At 38.7% G+C, this 18,226-nt stretch carries 15 protein-coding genes; 4 read left to right on the top strand and 11 right to left on the bottom strand.

Annotation, left to right across the window (positions count from 1 at the left end):
• From NXG61_RS14080 to NXG61_RS14060, 5 genes are all read right to left on the bottom strand, one after another.
• A complete protein-coding gene (locus NXG61_RS14080) occupies positions 1-846 on the bottom strand; it encodes a class II fructose-bisphosphate aldolase (RefSeq protein ID WP_307224362.1) in 846 nt (281 codons plus the stop codon).
• A gap of 35 nt (positions 847-881) precedes the next feature.
• Positions 882-2,033, bottom strand: a complete 1,152-nt coding sequence (locus NXG61_RS14075) for an iron-containing alcohol dehydrogenase (protein WP_307224360.1) — start codon at positions 2,031-2,033, stop codon at positions 882-884.
• Positions 2,034-2,379: 346 nt separating this feature from the next.
• Complete coding sequence (locus NXG61_RS14070) at positions 2,380-3,798, bottom strand: GntP family permease (RefSeq protein ID WP_196605573.1); 1,419 nt, start codon at positions 3,796-3,798, stop codon at positions 2,380-2,382.
• A 312-nt stretch (positions 3,799-4,110) separates the two neighbouring features.
• Positions 4,111-4,881 (bottom strand): DeoR/GlpR family DNA-binding transcription regulator, encoded by a 771-nt coding sequence (locus tag NXG61_RS14065; RefSeq protein WP_307224358.1) that lies wholly within the window; start codon positions 4,879-4,881, stop codon positions 4,111-4,113.
• A 101-nt stretch (positions 4,882-4,982) separates the two neighbouring features.
• Positions 4,983-6,101, bottom strand: coding sequence for an MFS transporter (locus NXG61_RS14060; RefSeq protein WP_307224356.1), 1,119 nt, complete (start codon positions 6,099-6,101; stop codon positions 4,983-4,985).
• A 486-nt stretch (positions 6,102-6,587) separates the two neighbouring features.
• Here NXG61_RS14060 and NXG61_RS14055 point away from each other — a divergent pair, with 486 nt between their 5' ends.
• Complete coding sequence (locus tag NXG61_RS14055) at positions 6,588-7,178, top strand: nitroreductase family protein (RefSeq protein ID WP_307224354.1); 591 nt, start codon at positions 6,588-6,590, stop codon at positions 7,176-7,178.
• A 305-nt stretch (positions 7,179-7,483) separates the two neighbouring features.
• On the opposite strand, the gene NXG61_RS14050 is transcribed toward NXG61_RS14055, so the two are convergent.
• From NXG61_RS14050 to NXG61_RS14025, 6 genes are all read right to left on the bottom strand, one after another.
• Positions 7,484-8,494, bottom strand: coding sequence for a Gfo/Idh/MocA family oxidoreductase (locus tag NXG61_RS14050; protein ID WP_307224352.1), 1,011 nt, complete (start codon positions 8,492-8,494; stop codon positions 7,484-7,486).
• A 323-nt stretch (positions 8,495-8,817) separates the two neighbouring features.
• Positions 8,818-9,645, bottom strand: coding sequence for an AraC family transcriptional regulator (locus tag NXG61_RS14045; protein ID WP_307224350.1), 828 nt, complete (start codon positions 9,643-9,645; stop codon positions 8,818-8,820).
• Positions 9,646-9,730: 85 nt separating this feature from the next.
• Positions 9,731-11,440 (bottom strand): methyl-accepting chemotaxis protein, encoded by a 1,710-nt coding sequence (locus NXG61_RS14040; RefSeq protein WP_307224348.1) that lies wholly within the window; start codon positions 11,438-11,440, stop codon positions 9,731-9,733.
• A gap of 13 nt (positions 11,441-11,453) precedes the next feature.
• On the bottom strand, positions 11,454-12,410 hold the full coding sequence (locus tag NXG61_RS14035) for a sugar ABC transporter substrate-binding protein (protein ID WP_307224346.1): 957 nt from the start codon (positions 12,408-12,410) through the stop codon (positions 11,454-11,456).
• 113 nt (positions 12,411-12,523) lie between these two features.
• A complete protein-coding gene (locus NXG61_RS14030) occupies positions 12,524-13,618 on the bottom strand; it encodes an alcohol dehydrogenase catalytic domain-containing protein (protein WP_307224344.1) in 1,095 nt (364 codons plus the stop codon).
• Between the two features lie 145 nt (positions 13,619-13,763).
• The gene (locus NXG61_RS14025) at positions 13,764-15,278 is read right to left on the bottom strand and encodes a CoA-acylating methylmalonate-semialdehyde dehydrogenase (RefSeq protein ID WP_196605565.1); all 1,515 of its coding nucleotides are present in this window, start codon (positions 15,276-15,278) and stop codon (positions 13,764-13,766) included.
• Positions 15,279-15,558: 280 nt separating this feature from the next.
• Here NXG61_RS14025 and NXG61_RS14020 point away from each other — a divergent pair, with 280 nt between their 5' ends.
• The 3 genes from NXG61_RS14020 (at position 15,559) to NXG61_RS14010 (ending at position 18,221) form a co-directional block, all read left to right on the top strand.
• The gene (locus NXG61_RS14020) at positions 15,559-15,870 is read left to right on the top strand and encodes a PTS lactose/cellobiose transporter subunit IIA (protein WP_196605564.1); all 312 of its coding nucleotides are present in this window, start codon (positions 15,559-15,561) and stop codon (positions 15,868-15,870) included.
• Positions 15,871-15,943: 73 nt separating this feature from the next.
• Positions 15,944-16,978 (top strand): inositol 2-dehydrogenase, encoded by a 1,035-nt coding sequence (iolG, locus tag NXG61_RS14015; protein WP_196605563.1) that lies wholly within the window; start codon positions 15,944-15,946, stop codon positions 16,976-16,978.
• Between the two features lie 310 nt (positions 16,979-17,288).
• Positions 17,289-18,221, top strand: a complete 933-nt coding sequence (locus tag NXG61_RS14010; RefSeq protein WP_196605562.1) for a sensor domain-containing diguanylate cyclase — start codon at positions 17,289-17,291, stop codon at positions 18,219-18,221.
• The last annotated feature ends 5 nt before the right edge of the window (positions 18,222-18,226 follow it).

Here is an 18,226-nt window from a genome sequence, read left to right as displayed (position 1 = left end):
TTAAAGTCTATTTTTTAATCCGAATATTTCCATATGTTTAACAATATTTTCCGTTACAGCTTTCACTGCCGCATCGCTGATGTCAAAGTAATTGGCATCAGGTTTGGCACTTATCATTTCTTTTATATACCTGGCCACACTGTCATAGGAGGCTGTTGCTATATTTATTTTTTTTATGCCGTTTCGGATGCAGTTGTGAAAGTCATCTGCTGTCAGTCCTGTCCCTCCGTGCAGCACCAGGGGACAGCTTACCACGGCTGCGATTTCCTGCAGGCGGTCTATTCTGAGCTTGGGTTCACTTTTATAATTGCCGTGCGCTGTTCCTATAGCAACTGCCATCGCGTTGATCCCGGTCTCTTTTGCAAATCGTTCAGCCTCTTCAACACTGGTGATTGCAATATCCACCTCCTTATAATCTCCCTCTGCGCCGCCGACCTTGCCTATTTCACCTTCAACATCTGCCCCGTATCCATCGGCAAGAGCCTTTACCTCTTTTGTCAGCTTTATATTTTCCTCCAGCGGATATTTCGAACCGTCGAACATCACGGACGTGAAGCCGATGTCAAGAGCCAGCTTAATAGTTTCCATCGTTCCGCCATGGTCAAGATGAACTGCAATGGGAACAGACGCATATTTTGCAGCAGCGACCATTACCGGACCCAGCAGCTCAAGCGGTGAATACCTCAGTCTGCCCTCAGCTATCTGTATCATGATAGGAGCATTCATTTTTTCTGCAGCTCTTATCGCTCCCATTGCCATCTCCATATTGGAAACATTGAAAGAGCCGATCGCATAGGAATTATCTTTTATCGAATGCAAAAGCTCACTCATCTTTACAAGCGACATTTACATTTTCCCCCTTTATTACTGTATTTTCAAGCTCAAAATAGTTTTTTGTATATTGCAATGATATCTTCCTTGGCAGGCTGGCGCATAGTATTGGCAGGGCTGCCGCTGTCAAGTGCATCTGCTGCCATTTTTTCCAGCTGTTCCATGAAATCTTCTTTATTCACATTGAGCTCAGCCAAGGTCGGTACTTCCAAAGCTTTGCAAAAACGTGATAATTCTTTAACTAGTGATTCTGCCGCTTCATGATCGGGTGTACTTTCGCCTGCCACTTCCATCAGCCGGGCTATCTGCGCAAAGCGCGCTGTATTTTCTTTAACGGCAAATTCCATACAGGCAACGAGCAGAACTGCATTGGAAACTCCATGTGCTATATGAAAAAGGGCACCGATCGGCCGACTCATACCATGAACAATAGTTACCGATGAATTATTAAATGATATTCCTGCTTCTGTGGCAGCGAGTGACATCTGCATTCTTGCTTCAACATTCTTTCCGTCGGCAAAGCAAAGCGGCAGATTTTTATGTATCCGCTTTATTGCGGATAATGCAAATATATCGGACAAAGGCTGCGCTTTCCTTGAAGTGTATGCTTCTACGGCGTGGCAAAGGGCATCAATACCTGTTGCTACCGTGACTTTAGCAGGCGCTGTCAGTGTGAAATCAGGATCTATTATGGCTAACTGAGGCAGAATGGATGGTCCGGCCAGAAGCATTTTCACATTGTTTTTAGTGTCGGTTATAATAGTGAATTGTGTAGCTTCCGAACCTGTACCGGCTGTGGTCGGTATGGCAACAAGATAAGGTACAGGCGTATCGATAGACTTATGCATATAATCACTTAATTGTCCTTTGCTCACAGACATAAAACCTATCGCCTTGGCTGTATCCATGGGACTGCCGCCGCCCAGACCAATAAGAAAATCACAATTATTTTCCTTATACAAGGAAACACCCTTTTCCACCATACTTTCGGTTGGTTCACCGTTTACTCCGTCGTAAAGTATATAGTCTATAGAACATGCGTCGAGCGCATCGGTGACTTTCTTCGCATTGCCAAACTGTACCATGAATTTATCAGTGACAAGAAGAGCTTTTTTTACTTTACCGCTCAAATATTGACCGATATCTTTCACAGCACCTTCACCTGATAATATTTTGTTTGGAACAAAAAATATTTTTGACATTTTCTTTCCCCTTCTGAGTAAGTTTTGAATTAATATGTTTTTAAATTGATTATATTATGGTTATAAAATAATACAAAATGACAAAAATGTCAATAGCTTTTATCATGTTTTCATCATAAGTGTTCTTAAACAGCAAAAACCTCGGTCTGTAAACCAAGGTTTTTTAAGATACGGTTGAAATTATTTTGTGTTATGGCTCAATATTTCAGAAAATACTTGTTCATATTCATTCCTTAAAATAAGCAGCACAGGAGAAAATTTATCCGCTGGTTTCTGAGCAAGGTTTTTCTTATATGTATAGGATTTGCATATATAATTTATGAACGCTGGATAATTTGTTTCTTATTCAATTCAAACCCGTTAAATTGTAAAAACCCCATACAATAAAGGCAATTGTTGTTTTAAGCAATGTAAGTACAAATACATCATAATAGGAATCTTTATGGGTAAGTCCGCATACAGCAATCAATGTAACCAGAGCGCCGGCATGAGGCATAGTATCCAGCCCTTCTGAAGCAATGCAGATAATTCGGTGTAAAATCTCCGGTGACATTTGAATGCTGTGCGCCCAGGTCAGCCATTCGTCTCCCAGCATACCCAAGGCTATGGTCAGGCCGCCGGATGCCGATCCAGTAATAGCGGTCATAATATTTGTGGTAATAATAGCAGAAAGTAACGGACTGCCGCTGCTATTAATATGCAGCAATGCGTCTTTAGCAGCTTGGAAACCCGGCAGCAATGCGACAACAGAACCAAAGGCATACCCTGATGCTACGTTTAAAACTGCTGAAGCAGATGCTATAGCGCCATCATTGACAGAAAAAATTAACCCCCCTTTTGTCTTTAATCGCTTGCGTCCTATGTACGCTGCAACAATACTGCTGACGATGAGAGCAACATTAATGGACCATATTGCCTGCACACGATTTACACTGGGAGCCAAAAGAGGCAGGTTTAATGCCGAAAAAGGTGCCAGGCTTTGGCTGTTCCAATAATAAGCCCATTGCCAGGAAAAAGGATTGCTGATGAGCAAATTAATGATCACTACCAAAATGAGAGGCAGCACTGCCAGATACCATCGCGGCAAATCATCATGCCTTATATCTTCTGGTTCATTTAAAGTATATGAGCCATATCCTTCGCCGGCAGACGCAAGTTTCTTATAACGATATGTAATCCACAGCCATGCTATGGCAAAATACAATATTGCAGCCAGAAGTCCCGTATGAATTCCTGCCCAGGTCGTTGTTCCGAAAAAAGCCGTTGGTATGATGTTTTGAATCTGCGGAGTTCCTGGAATGGCAATCATTGCGTAAGTCAATATACCCATCCATAGTGTTGCCGGTAATAATCGTTTAGGAATTTGTGCTTTTCGAAATAAAATGGCGGCAAAGGGATACATGACAAATGCGACAACAAATACGCTAAGTCCCCCGTAACTTAATGCTCCACAGCCTAAAAGCACAGCTAAAATGGCTCTATCCTTACCCAGTGTTTCTACAATCTTGCTTGCAACAGAAGCAGCCAGTCCGCCAACCTCCATAATTTTTGCAAATACGGCTCCCCATAAAAAAATAGGATAATAGTTCTTAATATATTCGGCTGCTTTGGTCATATAAAGCTCACTATATATCGGCATTACGGCGTAACCACTACCAATAGCTGCTATTACAGCAAATATGGGTGCGATTAAAATGATCGAATATCCTCGGTATGCAAAATACATTAAGCCAATTAGTGCAATAACAATTATAATAAGTCCCATTTTTAGTTACCTTCTTTTCTTTGTTGAATCTGTGATTTACTTAAATTTGTATAGATCCTATGCTCAAATTTCATTATTCTCCTAATTGAGCTTTTAATATTATAGTTTGAATGTGAACTAACTTGATAATATTGTGATTATAAAATAATATAAAACTGAATAAAAGTCAATAATATTATCATAATTTAACCATAAATGTTTTAATACAGCAAAAAACCTCGGTTATAAACCGAGGCTTTTTGCTGATACAATAAATATTTAAATTTTATAATATATTATATGGCAGAGTCAGATTAAGGCGGTGGTCTGATTTCAGTCCCGATTTTTTGAATACCATAAGTTAACGTTGTTATCAGCAAAATACGTAATGTATTTCTGAGGCGGTTTATTGTCTATAACCACATCGTCAAAATCCTTGAGTTGTGCAAAAGTCATTAAAGAAGCCGTATCAAGTTTGGAAGAATCTATGAGCAATATTTTAGGAGTATTTTTAGACATTAAAAATTTTTTTGTTTCACATTCAAGAGATGACGTGTTGGTGACTCCATTCTCCAGTGAGACACCCGCAGATGCCAAAAATACCTTTGATATATTATAATTATCAAGGCATTTTAGAACACTGGAACCGATGAAGGCTTTGGAAGGATAATAGAAAGTCCCTCCTGTGCAAATAATATTAAACTGAGAATAATTTGCAGCCGCATTGATTATATAAAGGCTTGTGGTCAGAATAGTAAGATTTTTAATATTTGCCAGATATGGTATGAGATGCATCGTTGTTGTTCCCGAATCAATAAATATTACATCGTTATCCTTCACAAAACCAGCAGCCAGTTTTGCTACAATTTTTTTCTCTGCTGAATTTTTTACTTCACGGGATGCGAAAGGTTCCGGCTCTCCTCTATTTTGTTTTAACATGATACCGCCGTATATTTTTTTTATTACATCCTGTTTTTCCAATTCTGTAATATCGCGCCTTATTGTATTTTTGGACACTTCAAAGGCAGAGCAAAGTTTATCAATTGAGATAGTATTTGACTCCTGCAACATTTCCTTAATACGGTTTATGCGATCTATTTTCATATGCTGGCATCCCTTCCAAATTTGATTTGAGCAGAATTCATTACTATATATTAACACTATTTTTGGTATTTGTTGATAACATTATAGTATAATTATATTTTTTACACAATAGTTTTCTTTGGCAGCCGGTAGTAATATACTGTAAGTACAGCTCCGGCTACAGCTATAATACCTTCTACATAAAAAGAAAACTGTACGCCATAATTTTCGGCAATTTTTCCTGCCAATGCAGGTAAGATTGTCATGCCTGCGGCAAATATAGCCTGAAAATATCCCATTGCGGTTGAACGCTTGCCTTGAGGTATTTCCTTTATTGCTTCAGAGGTACAGAAGGAAACTAAAATACCTGTGGACATGCCCATAAGAATCTGAAAAATAATTATCAGACCTGTTTTTAGATGGGGTACTGAAAAACAGTATACAGCCATTAAAAGCATTGTAGTCAATAGCCAGAACATAGGACTTTGCTTTTGTGCCAGTTTGGATGATGCGAAATATGAAAAGAATATTGCAGATAATATGTATACTATTGACAACATGCCGATCTGTATTGAAGAAGCACCATTTTGCTGCGCTATCTGCATCGTGAAACTCATGCAGGTAGACATGAGTATACCCTGCTGAATGAATACCAGAAGACCAAAGAATATCAGCCTTTTATTCCAATAGACGGTAAGAAGATTTTTAACAGAAACCGTTTTATTATGACTATCAGCCGACTTAAGAAAAAATGATAAAAACATTGCCGTTCCTCCGGCAATGACGCTGAGATAGCACAGCAGATTCATTCCATAAGCTCCATACAATATTGTTGAAAGCATAAATCCCATAAAAATTCCTATGCTGTTGGCCGTCATCATCAGTCCCATTGCTTTTTGCATATGTTCCTTCCTGAAAAATTCGGAATAAAGCAGCATAAAGGACAGCCACATAGCAGAAGCGAGTCCCGATAAAATGTTTCCCCAGAAAAATCCTGTTTCTGGCGGCATTGTCAACCTGAATACAGACGCCAGAGCAGATGCTGCCACGCCTATTATGATGAATAATTTATGATTGCCATTTTTATCTGCCATGACACCTATAGGCATTCGCAATACCAATTGAGAAAAGCCATATGCTCCCATAATGATGCCAGTAGCAGAGAAAGCAACCTGGTTCATCAAAAGATAGGGTGTCTGATATGGTACGTATACGTATTGTGCAAACCAGAACATTGTCACAATGGCAAACAGCAGTTTTTTTTGCTTTGAAGTGTCTATGATAATTCCTCCTCTTTGAATTTGATTTATATCTTATAACTTATCACCTTTATCATCAACATAAAACCATAAATTATATAATTTTTTTAAAAAAATTAAATTTATGGTAAAAATATTACTCATAATATCCATATAAATGAGGATGTTATTAACTATATAGTTTTCTGTTTTGCTAATTAGTGTTGTGTCATTGTCCCAAAATACATTTTGCAAGATATATGAATTTTTGTTTGTAATGAGTGACATTGCGATTTCTCATCAAGGCGAAAATTAAGTATGGGAGGAATAGAATATACTTTACCAATATTGTATAATATCAATAAAGGCACATTAAGAATGTAATACTGCTTTTCCAATTCAGTAAAAGCTTTGAAGAGTGGTCAATGCCTGAGCATATTTTATAGTCTGGTATTAAAAATTTATTGCTGATGATGGGGAGGATTCAAAATGAATCAAATTTTTAACGTAATAAAAAGCAGGAGGAGCATAAGAAAATACCTGCCTGAACAAATCAAAGAAGAAGAATTAAATGCCATAATTGAAGCAGGTACCTATGCTCCCAGCGGTCATAACTGTCAGCCTTGGCATTTTACCATTATTCAAAATAAGCTGTTGATCGAATCAATGAATGAAAAAATCAAACAGCAAATGATTTTGCCTTTACATAAATGGGCAAATAAAATGGGTGCCTCAGATCAGTATAATGTGTTCCACCACGCTCCCACCGTGGTGATAGTTTCGGGCGACAAAACTGCCACTTCACCACTGCCGTTGGCAGGGACTGACTTTCATTACACGCCGCTGGTAGACTGCGCCGCGTCTATCGAAAATATTTTGCTGGCCGCGGAAAGTCTGGGAATAGGCAGCTGCTGGCTGGGACTGGTCAATTTCTTTTTTGAATTGCCGGAAGTAAGAGAGCTGGGCATCCCGGACAGCTATCAGCCATATTTTGCCGTTGCGCTCGGCTATAAGGATGCCGGTACCGCTCTGCAGCCAGCTCCCAAGCGCCGAATAGGCACGGTAAGCTATATCCGCTGACTGATCGTTAAGAACAGCCGCAGGAAAAAATCCGCCTTTTTGGACATAAAAAAACAGGGGCATCATTTGGGAAAATCATTTGATGTCTCTGTCCATATAAATTTTTTATCAATGTTTTTCAAGAATAGATGAATAATACAATATTTTTCAACTTTTTATAGAACAGGATTATAAATAAAACAACGCTTATTCTACATTATGACAACAGTTGAAATGCTATAAAAATCTCTGGTACAGCCATAGTTATGGTATAAAAAACACAGACTGACAAGAGCGGCTGTCTTATTCGGCTGTTGTTTTGTAAATTACTTTTTATAAAAATCCGGTGTCGGTTCGGTCTTTATTGCGATTCTGGTTTGGGTGTCACGCGCTTTTGATGCGGCTTTGGCAGCTACCTGTCCCAGATAGCCGTCCCATGCCGACGGCCCGTTCACCACTCCTGCCCGGCAGGAATTTATCCATTCCTGAAATTCTACATTATAGGCTTCAATAAATCGCTCCGACCAGTCGCGGCAAATAGGCGTCATGCGTGAAGCTTTGCTGCGGACCATGGCATTTGCAGGCTCCGGCAGATTTAATGAACCCTCTTCGCATACAACTTCACACTTTATATCATATCCGTAGCGGCAGTTAACAAAGGATTCAACATCGATCCTTATTCCTGATTCAGTTGTAAGATACATTATCTGCGGGTCTTTCAAGGCTCCCTGCGCATATTTGGTAGTCTTCGGAAAAACCACTTCTGCGCTGATATAATTTTCACCGATCAGCCAGCGCAAAACATCGATCTCATGTATCATTGAATTTTCTACAGGCATATCTGTCGTGAATCCGGGAGCGTCAGGATTTCGATGTGCACAGTGCAGCATCAGCGGACTGCCGTATTCGCCTGACTCGATCAGGGCTTTCAGCTGACGGTACCCCGGATCGTAACGCCGCATAAAGCCAACCTGCACCAGCTGCCTGCGCGCAGCAATTTCGGCCTCTGCAATCCGCCTGCACGCCTGGGCTTCGGGTGCAAGCGGTTTCTCACAGAAGACAAATTTTCCTGCTTTTATCGCCGCTAGAACATATTCCTCGTGAAAAGCGTCCAAAGTCGTTACGATAACTGCATTGATTTTATCGTCTGCAATCATATCTTCTCCGTTTTCATAAACCTTCAGTCCATATTTTTCAGCTACAGATCTGCAAAAATCTAAATTGGCATCCGCGCAGGCGGTGACCTTTGCTCCCTGTAACTTTCGATTGATCCTTTCGATATGGGTACGACCGATAGCGCCCGTTCCCACAATACCGATATTTAAATTTTTCTCCATGAAGCATCCTCCTAAAACATTAATTTTAAACACAAAATTAAGTAATCTTGCTTGCAACAAAATATTTAATTAATTTAAATTATTCATTAACTTTATTTAAAGTATAGCAAATATCGGTCTTATATGTTATCAATATCCTGCTGTTATGAATGCTGCCAATCAATGGATCGAAAATTTTTTTTATAGGTTATTATAAAATATTGCAAAGTATATTTATCTGAGAGCTTTTCTATATGACAAAATAATCTGATTTTCACCAATAAATAATGCCGGAACAAAATTTTCTTGTTCCGGCATTTCGAGTGATGCTTTGAAATGAAAATTTATTTACAAAAATGCTGCCTGTACGCTTTAGGCGAAATACCCACGTGTTTTTTGAACATCATGCTGAAATGGACACTGCTGCAAAAGCCCAGCGATTCCTCAATAAAGCATATGGGTTCATCAGTTTCCACAAGCAGGCTCTGCGCTTCACCGATCCGTCTGTGAATAGCATACTGAATCGGTGACAGGCCTGTCTCTTCCTTAAACACGTGAGATAATCTTGAAGGACTAATGTAAAGATCTCTGCTGATTTTTTCAAGTGATATACTTTCTTTGTAATTTTTATCAATATAAGCTGTTATTTTTCGAACGAGATTTTCGTTTTTTTGCTCATATAATGCTGTTCTGGCTGTCATTCTTGTTAAGATCTCCTCACAGGCCATAGACAGTAGCCCCATCGACAGATAGTGCGCCGTTATCTTCGATCCGGAAAAAACATTATAGATTATCGGCATTAAAGCATTGAAACATTCCGACTTTTCTGCGGGCAGAGAAAAAAGAGGTTTTTCTTCATAAGCCAGCAATTTTTTGTCAGATTCTGTCTCCAGTCCGGAAAAAGCACAGCAGTATGTTTGCATGGTATGTTTCTGTAACGGTGATTCTCCGTGTAATACACCTGCGTTGCATATCATGAGGTCTCCGGAATGCACGGCATATTCTCTGTCTCTGACAAAATATCTTCCCTCTCCGCTGTAAATATAAAGCAGCTCAAGTACATTCTCATGAGAGTGAATCATATGGACATGCTTTTCGCTGTAATTTTCATCTACATAAAAAGAATTTTTCAATTCAATATGATCTTCATTAAAAGGAAAGTTTTTTTTCATTGCCGTTCACCAATATATTTTAATAAATTTATTTAATTTTTTGATATAAAATCGGCAGTATCATCAAGCTTTGTCAGCACTGACATTATAGTTTAAATTCTGATATTTCTTCAAGCAATATTTTCGCACCTTTGTGCGTTTGATCTACCCTGCCTAATATATCCTCACAGCTCTGGGCTGCATCCGTAACTTTTTCAGCTATGGAGGAATTACCTGTGGCGCTTTCCTGTGTGGCCTTGGCAATTTCTTCCATGGAGACAGACATAGATTCTATTTCTTTTATAAGCTGCTTAGCTGAGGCATTGCTCTGTGCCGAAAAATTATTTATATATTGAGCGTCTTTTTTATATTTTTCCGCTGTGACATTCAGTGCTTTATAATCATTGTTTACAGCACCGTCTATAAATTTTAGTATATCAAAGGAACTCTGTGATAAATTTGCCACCGAATCATTGACCTGCACGGCTATGTTTTGAATTTTGTCAGCGGTGTCCTTCGACTGTCCGGCAAGTTTTCTGACTTCATCAGCGACAACCGCAAATCCCCTGCCAGACTGACCGGCCCGCGCTGCTTCTATTGCAGCATTGAGTGCCAAAAGATTTGTTTGAGAGGCTATTGACAGTATATCCTCTGTCAGCGTATTTATCTGCCCGACCACTTTGGAATCTTCAATTGCGTTTTCCAATTCCATTTTTGTTCTAGCGTATATTTCATTGGAATTTTTTATTGAAACCTCGGCAGATTCTTTTAGTGTACCTGCTCTTTCATTGATTTCCTGTGCGTATTTTTCACTCTTTTCTGCTTCTTCTGCAGTATCAGTCATCCTTGTTTTCAACCGTTCACTCATATTTTTGATTTCAGTAGTCGAGGCTGCTGTTTGCTGCATACTTGCCGACATTTGTTCGGTTACTGCCGAGATATCTTGAGTATTGTCATTTAGATTTTTTATTGATTCCTTAATTTCCAATGCCATTTGGGCATTTTTCTGAGATTCGGTCTGGAAATTCTGTAAAATATTTCTGAGCGTTGTTTTCATATTATTCAGGGACTGCATCATGTCACCGATCTCGTCTTTTCGGTAAAGTAGATCATTGGGGATATCATTGCCAAAATCTTTGTCAGCGACGTGATTCAAGTGCATCACTGCAGTATACAGCGGTTTAGAAATATTTTTAGAAATTATAACGGACAGTATCACACTTATAAAAATTCCCAGCAGTAAAATAGCGAAAAAGATCTTGATAGAGGTCTGATAAGCTGTATTATTGGCATCAAATAGGGTTTTTCCCTGCATTACATTGTCAGGATTCAAGTATGAAAAATCATCGGTTAAGGCTCTTATTGCCGATAAATTTTCAAATAATTTTACCTTATCTTCCGGTGTGTCCTTCAATTGATCAATAGTTTTTACTTTTGCGATGAAATCATTGATATCCGCGTCAGCTTTTTCCAATATTTTTTGTGCCTTATCACTTCTGTCGACTTGTTTAAGTTTGTCTATATCGTTTTTTAATATGGCAGATTTCTGCAGGATATCCTCCTGAAGAACTTTGGGATCAAGACTGTTTTTACCTTGGAGCAATATATAGGAAACATCAACTTCGATTGTGCGCATCTGATTGCCCGCATCGTTAAGATATTGCGTGGACATCAAATTATAATTATAAAGATCATCTATAGTGTTTTTTGATTGCAATATGAAAAAATATCCTGCACCGCCGATCATACATAATATCAGGATCATAATAAATGCCAGTCCCAAAATTTTATTTTTTACTTTTTGATTTTGCAGCATGTTTAAAACCTCCTCACTTTAAGAACTCATTAAGATTTTCTTTCGTAATTGAAGTAAAGGGAATCATATTTTCTTTTGGAGGAGTCTTTCCTTCCTTTATCATCTCTACCAGTTTAAAACTTTCCTGTGCTTGCTTTACACCATCCTGTTTTACTGACTGGGCCATAAGTCCTTCTGAAATGGCTTTTAAGGCTTCACTTGTACCATCAACACCGGAGACAGCCACACCCTGGCGCCCTGCAGCCTGCATAGCTTTTATGGCACCCAGTGCCATTTGATCATTGCCTGAGACAACAGCGTCAAAATGAGGGAATATTTGCAGCCATACTGACATTATTTTCATACCTTCGGCCTTGTCATAATTGCCGTCAAGATTACTTAAAACTTGTATATCCGGCCTCTGCTTTAAACATGCATCGGAGAAACCGGTCCATCTTTGCTGAGCGCTTTCCTGTGAGCGTGTCCCCTCTAAGTATAAGATTTTGGCGTTGGGAGGCAAAGCTTTGATCATATACTGTCCTTGCAGCACTCCGGCTTCATAGTCTTTTGAAGCCGCAAGCATGTAATTGCCTCCTTTGGGTGCTCTGTTAACTGCTATGACCGGTATTCCTGCCGCGTTGGCTTTTTCTATAACAGGGACAACAGCTTCCAGATCGACGGCATTAATGCAGATTGCGTTTACCTTTTCAGCTATGAATTGATTCATTTGATCTATCTGCAGATTTACATCTGATTTTCCGTCGGCAAATTTAACCTCTATTCCCGTATCTTTTTTGGCTGATTCATCAAAACCTGCTTTGATGGTAGCCAGAAAATTATCCGAATCAGATGAATTCAGATAAGCGACGATAAATTTTCCGTTTGCTGTAGAGCCGCCGTATTGAAATTTTCCAAATATAAAACCTGCAATAGCGATTGCCAAAATCAAAACACCAAAAATAATAACAGAGTTCCTTTTCCGCACATTCATCAATCCCTTCTGTTTGTATAATCATTTACAGTAATAATACTGTATAATATTATTAGTATATTGAAAATAATTAGTATTTTTAATATATTATCTGACTAAGATCATAGATAGAATCAGACAATAATCTTTGCACTGGAATAATTCTTTATATCTTCCTGTAAATCCTCCATATCCGGCACAACAATAACTTTTAGTCCGTCATGTGCCCGGACAATATCAAAACCACTGTCTATTTTGCTGAGGGAGACAATGTGCGTAATAATTTTTTTGATATTAATTTTTCCGTCTGTGATCAAATTCAGTGCCGCTTCATTATGTCTGGGTGCAGAGGAAAATACTCCGTACAGAGTTATCTGACGATAATGAACAATATTAAGATCCAGTTTGTTTTTTGATTTATCGTAAGGAAAACCGCTGAACAGGCATACTCTCCCCATGTGCGATGCCATATTTACTCCCATTTCCACTGCTTGTGCTGAACTTACTGTTACAATGACGACATTCGCGCCTTTTCCATCAGTCATATCATTTACTGCTTTTATTCCATCTTCGGCTGATAGATCAATATAGGCATCATAATGAAATGATTCTGCTAGTTTTAAGCGTTTCGAGCTCCTGTTGATAAGCAGAATTTTTTTTGCACCGCTTAGTCTGGCAGCTTCTGCGTGCAAAAGACCGAGAGGGCCTGCGCCAATCACGGCAACCGTGTCGTCGGGACCGATATTCAGATTTTCTTGACCGTTTATCACACAGGCCAAAGGTTCTGATAAAGAGGCTTCAAGATAATCAATATTTTTTGGTATGATATTTATGTTGCCTCCGTATATCGCTTGAGCGGGTATTTTTATATATTCCGCAAATCCTCCATTATAATGACTGGCTATTTTCCTGACGTCATTGCAATGGTTCTGTTGACCTGTTCTGCAAAATATACATCGTCCGCATCCTATTGCAGGAGATACGATTACTCTTTGGCCCAGATTATATTCTGTTCCCCGTAAGGTTTTATCAACTATTTCACCGGCAATCTCATGCCCCAGCACTACAGGCGGTACGACGGAACGACTTCCATATAAAAGAGTTCTCAGGTCGCTGCTGCAAATACCGCAGGCCTGTACTTTCAACAACAGTTCGTTGTTTTCCAATATTGGCAAGTCAACGTTTTTTTCTTTCATAGTGCCATTGCCTTCATAAATGACTGCCTTCAAATAAAACACCTTCTATGTATAAATATTAATATTTTATTGAGTTCTATATTACAGAAAAATTACGTTCAATAAAATCAAAATTTCATCGAACGTAATTTTTCAGCAATATCAAATTGAAAAATTTATTTAATGATAAGCAGACTGCTCAGATAGTTCCGTCCCATGTGGAAACTTCTTTTTCCTTTTTTGCTTCTTCGTCAAACCAGCGGGAAGTTACAACTTTGCTTTCTGTATAGAATCTGACTCCGTCACGGCCCAGACAGTGAAGATCACCAAAGAAGGACTGTTTATGTCCGTTGAAGGGGAACATCCCGACCGGCACAGGGATACCGACATTTATTCCAACCATGCCGCCGTCTGTGCGCCGGGCAAATTCTCTTGCGAAGTGGCCATTCTGGGTGAAAATGGCAGAACCATTGGCAAAAGGATTATTATTCATTATTGCCAGGCCTTCTTCAAAATCTTTACACCGTTTTATGCACAGAACAGGACCAAAAATTTCTCTTTGTCCGACAGTCATTTTATCCGTTACGTGATCTAAGACCGTGGGGCCAAGATAAAATCCTTTTTCATAGCCCGGTACGGTGACATTTCGTCCATCGAGGACCATCTTTGCTCCTTCGTCAAGACCCTTTTCTATCCATTGAATAATATGCTGACGGTGTTTTTCGTCTATAACAGGTCCAAGCTTACTGGTTTTGTCATAGGCGGGACCGATTTTCATTTTTTTCGCTTTTTCTGCTATTGATTCGACTAATTTGTCAGCTATGCTTGACTGTACTACTACCACAGGCAGAGCCATACAACGTTCGCCTGCACAGCCGTATGCTGCGTTGATGATGCTTGCTGCCGTTCTTTCAATAGGGGCGTCTTCCAGGACAAGAGCATGATTTTTTGCTTCACACAGCGCCTGAACACGTTTGCCGGATTTTGCGGCTTCTGAGTAAATATGAAGTCCCACTCCAGTTGTACCGACAAAAGTAATTCCTTTTATGTCAGGGTGAGAAAGAAGCATTTCGGCTTCATTGCGCGTACAGGGAACTATATTTACCACGCCGTCGGGAATGCCGGCTTCTTTGTATAATTCGGCTATTCTTAAAGAAGTCATCGGGGTGTTGCTGGAAACTTTTAATACTATTGTATTACCGCAGGCAACACACATTGGTGTCATCCAGCCCATTGGAATCATTGCAGGAAAATTGAACGGAGCAATACCGGCAAAAACACCTAATGGTTCGCGATAACGAATAGTATCATAACCTCGGGACGCGTCGAATAATGCTTCCCCTTCACTGGCAAGAAGTGAAGGAATGCCGCAGGCTAATTCGGTAGGCTCAATCGCTTTGAGTACATCCCCTTTTGCTTCCGACCAGCATTTGCCATTTTCTTTGGCAACCAGCATGGTCAACTCATCCAAGTGACTGTCAAGTAATTGTTTAACTTTGAACATGATGGCTGCTCTTTTCGATGGAGCTGTCATCGACCAGGAGATAAATGCTTTCTTTGCCGCAGACACTGCCTCGTTTACTTCATCTTCTGTGCAGCAGGGCATTTGCGCTAGTACATTACCTGTGCTCGGATCGTAAACATCAACTATTTTGGTTGATACGGAATCTTTAAATTGACCATCTACAAAATATTTTAGTCTTTGTGTTGACATTTTTAGGACCTCCCGTAAATTTATGAATAAAATCATCTACAAGTATATAATTATTACATATAAATGACTGTACTATGAAATCTATATAGTTATATTATAATAATATTATGATGATTTTATGATAATAATATTATTATATAAACGTTATTTAGTCAATTGTTTTATTTCAAAATATTATTATTTTTATTGACAATTACTATATATAATGCTATTTTATATTCAATAGTTAATCATTATTTAACCAAAAATAAAATATTTAATCAAGGAGATGAGTTGAATTATGTCCAATATTACACAAATGGCATATAGTATGATTGCTTCTGCAGGTGATGCGCAAGCTTTACAGTTTAAAGCCCTGGAAGATGCAAAAAAAGCTGATTTTGGAGCTGCTGAAAAAATTTTGGGAGAAGCTGATGAGTTACTTCTCAAAGCGCATGAATTGCAGACAAATCTTATTAAAGATGAAGCGAATGGAGTTAAAAATGAACTGTCCGTACTGCTGATACATGCACAAGGGTATGTGAATAATGCTATACTTAATAAAAAACTGATAGAACAAATGATCGATATCTATCGTGAACTGCGCACGTAACAGAGTTGTCAGCGAGATATATTGAAAATTGTTTCTGAAAAAGATTCTAAAATTTATTAATCAGGTGATATAAATGGTAAATATTGGTATTATTGGCATAGGACGTATTGGCCGAGTTCATGGAGAAAGTATTACCAAATTTGTAAAAAACGCGAAAATAAAAGCTGTTGCGGACCCGTTTTTAAATGATAATGGTAAAAAATGGGCTGCATCATTGGGGATTGAAAATGTTTACACAGATTATAAAAAGATATTGGCAGATGCTGAAATAAATGCAGTTCTTATCTGCTCATCAACGGATACGCATTCCCCCATATCTATTGAAGCGATAAATGCGGGAAAACACGTATTTTGTGAAAAGCCTATTGACCATGATGTGAAAAAAATAAGAAAAGTATTGGATACTGTGGAAAAATCGGGATTGAAATATCAAGTAGGATTTAATCGCCGTTTCGATCATAATTTTAGAGCAATAAAAGATGCAGTAGAAGCAGGGAAGATCGGTAAGCAGCAGATAATAAAAATAACGTCTCGTGATCCGGAAGCTCCTCCTATAGAGTATGTGAAAGTATCGGGCGGTATTTTTCTGGATATGACGATACATGATTTTGATATGGTCCGTTATTTATCTGGCAGTGAAGTGGAAGAAGTATTTGCTGTCGGCTCTGTGACAGTTGATCCTGAAATCGGCAAAGCAGGTGATATAGATACAGCTGTAATTACGATGAAACTGGCAAATGGTGCCACCGCAGTGATTGATAATTGCCGTCAGGCTGTCTATGGATATGATCAGCGGGCTGAAGTGTTTGGTACAAAAGGTGCGATCTCCATCGGTAATGACAGCAATTCTTCAGCTGTCATAAGCAATCAGGATGGTGTATTAAGTGAAAAGCCAATGTATTTTTTCCTCGAACGGTATATGCTGGCATATGCTGCTGAAATAAATTCATTTGTTGATGCAATATGTAATGACACACCAACGGCAGTAAATGCAAATGATGGTTTGCAGCCGGTTCTTATAGGACTTGCCGCAAAAAAATCGGTCGAAAAAAACAGACCTGTCAGTATTGCAGAAATTAAAAAGGACTTTTCATTGGTCTTGGATTAAGCAAATTTGTGAAGCATTAATTGTGGTTTATTCAGTCAAATAATGATATTTAAATCTGAGCATAACAAAAAACTGTCGAGTTACAGAACGACAGTTTTTTGTTATGCTCAGATTTAAATATCTGTTTGCTCAAGGTACAGAAAATCTTAGTTTTATTATTCTGGAGTATTTGCGCGATTCACTCTGCAAGGCAGTACCGAAGATGTGAAGAATAACAGTTTCATTATAATAGCCATTGCTTAGAGTCATTCGAAAGTATTATAATCGTCTTATAACGTTTTCTAATAAATTATTGAAAGCTGGTGACTGGATGGTGAGCCTGGGGGCGGATAAGTATAAAAATAAAAAAAACTTAATTGAAGTGGGCGGAGAAATTATCACACTCGAACAGTTATTTGCGGCTATTCCTGTATCGGTCGTGCTGGTAGATAGAAAAGGAGACCATATATTAAACAGCCAGGCATTGGTAGCTGTTAATAATCCTAAGGTCCAAGATCTGGCGGGGCGTAAGGTCTCTGAAATGAGTCCGGAAGGCGCACAAAATATAGAACGTGACTTTAAACTTTTTGATCAGAATAAAACGGTCCCGACACACGAATTAGTTATCAATGATAAAATTTATAAAGTAAGTGTCACACCTCTGCGAAATGAATCGGGTTATGCATTTGCAGAATTAGTAGTATTGACGGATATTACAGAAAACAAAGATACTGAACATAAACTCGCTGAATTGAATAAGAAATTGAAATATTTGGCTTCGCGCGATGGGTTGACAAATCTGCTTAATAAGAGTTCTTATTGTCAAATATGCAATAAATTGATAAATCTGGCACGACGGGAAAATACTCCGTTCTCTGTCATGTTTATTGATATAGATTATTTTAAAAAAGTAAACGATACATATGGACATGCAGTCGGTGACATAGTTTTAAAGAGAGTGGCAGAATGTATAGTAGAAAATTGCAGAAAAAGTGATATTGTAGGCAGAGTCGGCGGAGAAGAAATTGCAGTCTATTTGCCGCAGACTGATTGCTATGGTGCAGTTGCCCTGGCGGAAAAAATACGAACATACATTGAGCAATCAAAGTTTGATGCGGAAGAAATAATTGTTACTGTTACTGTCAGTATCGGTATTTCTGCCAACAAGCCGCATCATAAAACAATAGAGGACATTAAAAAAGATGCGGATGCGGCAATGTATATGGCGAAAAGTAATGGACGCAATAGAATTGAATATTTATAGATAAA

This window comes from Pectinatus haikarae (genome assembly GCF_050916305.1).
Lineage (GTDB): Bacteria > Bacillota > Negativicutes > Selenomonadales > Selenomonadaceae > Pectinatus > Pectinatus haikarae.
Note: the sequence above shows the minus strand (reverse complement) of the source record. Positions and strands in the feature narration are given on the sequence as shown.

What these genes read in the sequence shown, in the direction of transcription:
- NXG61_RS14020 (WP_196605564.1), top strand. Translation starts at nt 15,559, where the DNA reads ATGTCCAATATTACACAAATGGCATATAGTATGATTGCTTCTGCAGGT.
- NXG61_RS14080 (WP_307224362.1), bottom strand. Translation starts at nt 846, where the DNA reads ATGTCGCTTGTAAAGATGAGTGAGCTTTTGCATTCGATAAAAGATAAT.
- NXG61_RS14010 (WP_196605562.1), top strand. Translation starts at nt 17,289, where the DNA reads ATGGTGAGCCTGGGGGCGGATAAGTATAAAAATAAAAAAAACTTAATT.
- NXG61_RS14055 (WP_307224354.1), top strand. Translation starts at nt 6,588, where the DNA reads ATGAATCAAATTTTTAACGTAATAAAAAGCAGGAGGAGCATAAGAAAA.
- NXG61_RS14065 (WP_307224358.1), bottom strand. Translation starts at nt 4,881, where the DNA reads ATGAAAATAGATCGCATAAACCGTATTAAGGAAATGTTGCAGGAGTCA.
- NXG61_RS14040 (WP_307224348.1), bottom strand. Translation starts at nt 11,440, where the DNA reads ATGCTGCAAAATCAAAAAGTAAAAAATAAAATTTTGGGACTGGCATTT.
- NXG61_RS14035 (WP_307224346.1), bottom strand. Translation starts at nt 12,410, where the DNA reads ATGAATGTGCGGAAAAGGAACTCTGTTATTATTTTTGGTGTTTTGATT.
- NXG61_RS14050 (WP_307224352.1), bottom strand. Translation starts at nt 8,494, where the DNA reads ATGGAGAAAAATTTAAATATCGGTATTGTGGGAACGGGCGCTATCGGT.
- iolG (WP_196605563.1), top strand. Translation starts at nt 15,944, where the DNA reads ATGGTAAATATTGGTATTATTGGCATAGGACGTATTGGCCGAGTTCAT.
- NXG61_RS14025 (WP_196605565.1), bottom strand. Translation starts at nt 15,278, where the DNA reads ATGTCAACACAAAGACTAAAATATTTTGTAGATGGTCAATTTAAAGAT.
- NXG61_RS14070 (WP_196605573.1), bottom strand. Translation starts at nt 3,798, where the DNA reads ATGGGACTTATTATAATTGTTATTGCACTAATTGGCTTAATGTATTTT.
- NXG61_RS14045 (WP_307224350.1), bottom strand. Translation starts at nt 9,645, where the DNA reads ATGAAAAAAAACTTTCCTTTTAATGAAGATCATATTGAATTGAAAAAT.
- NXG61_RS14075 (WP_307224360.1), bottom strand. Translation starts at nt 2,033, where the DNA reads ATGTCAAAAATATTTTTTGTTCCAAACAAAATATTATCAGGTGAAGGT.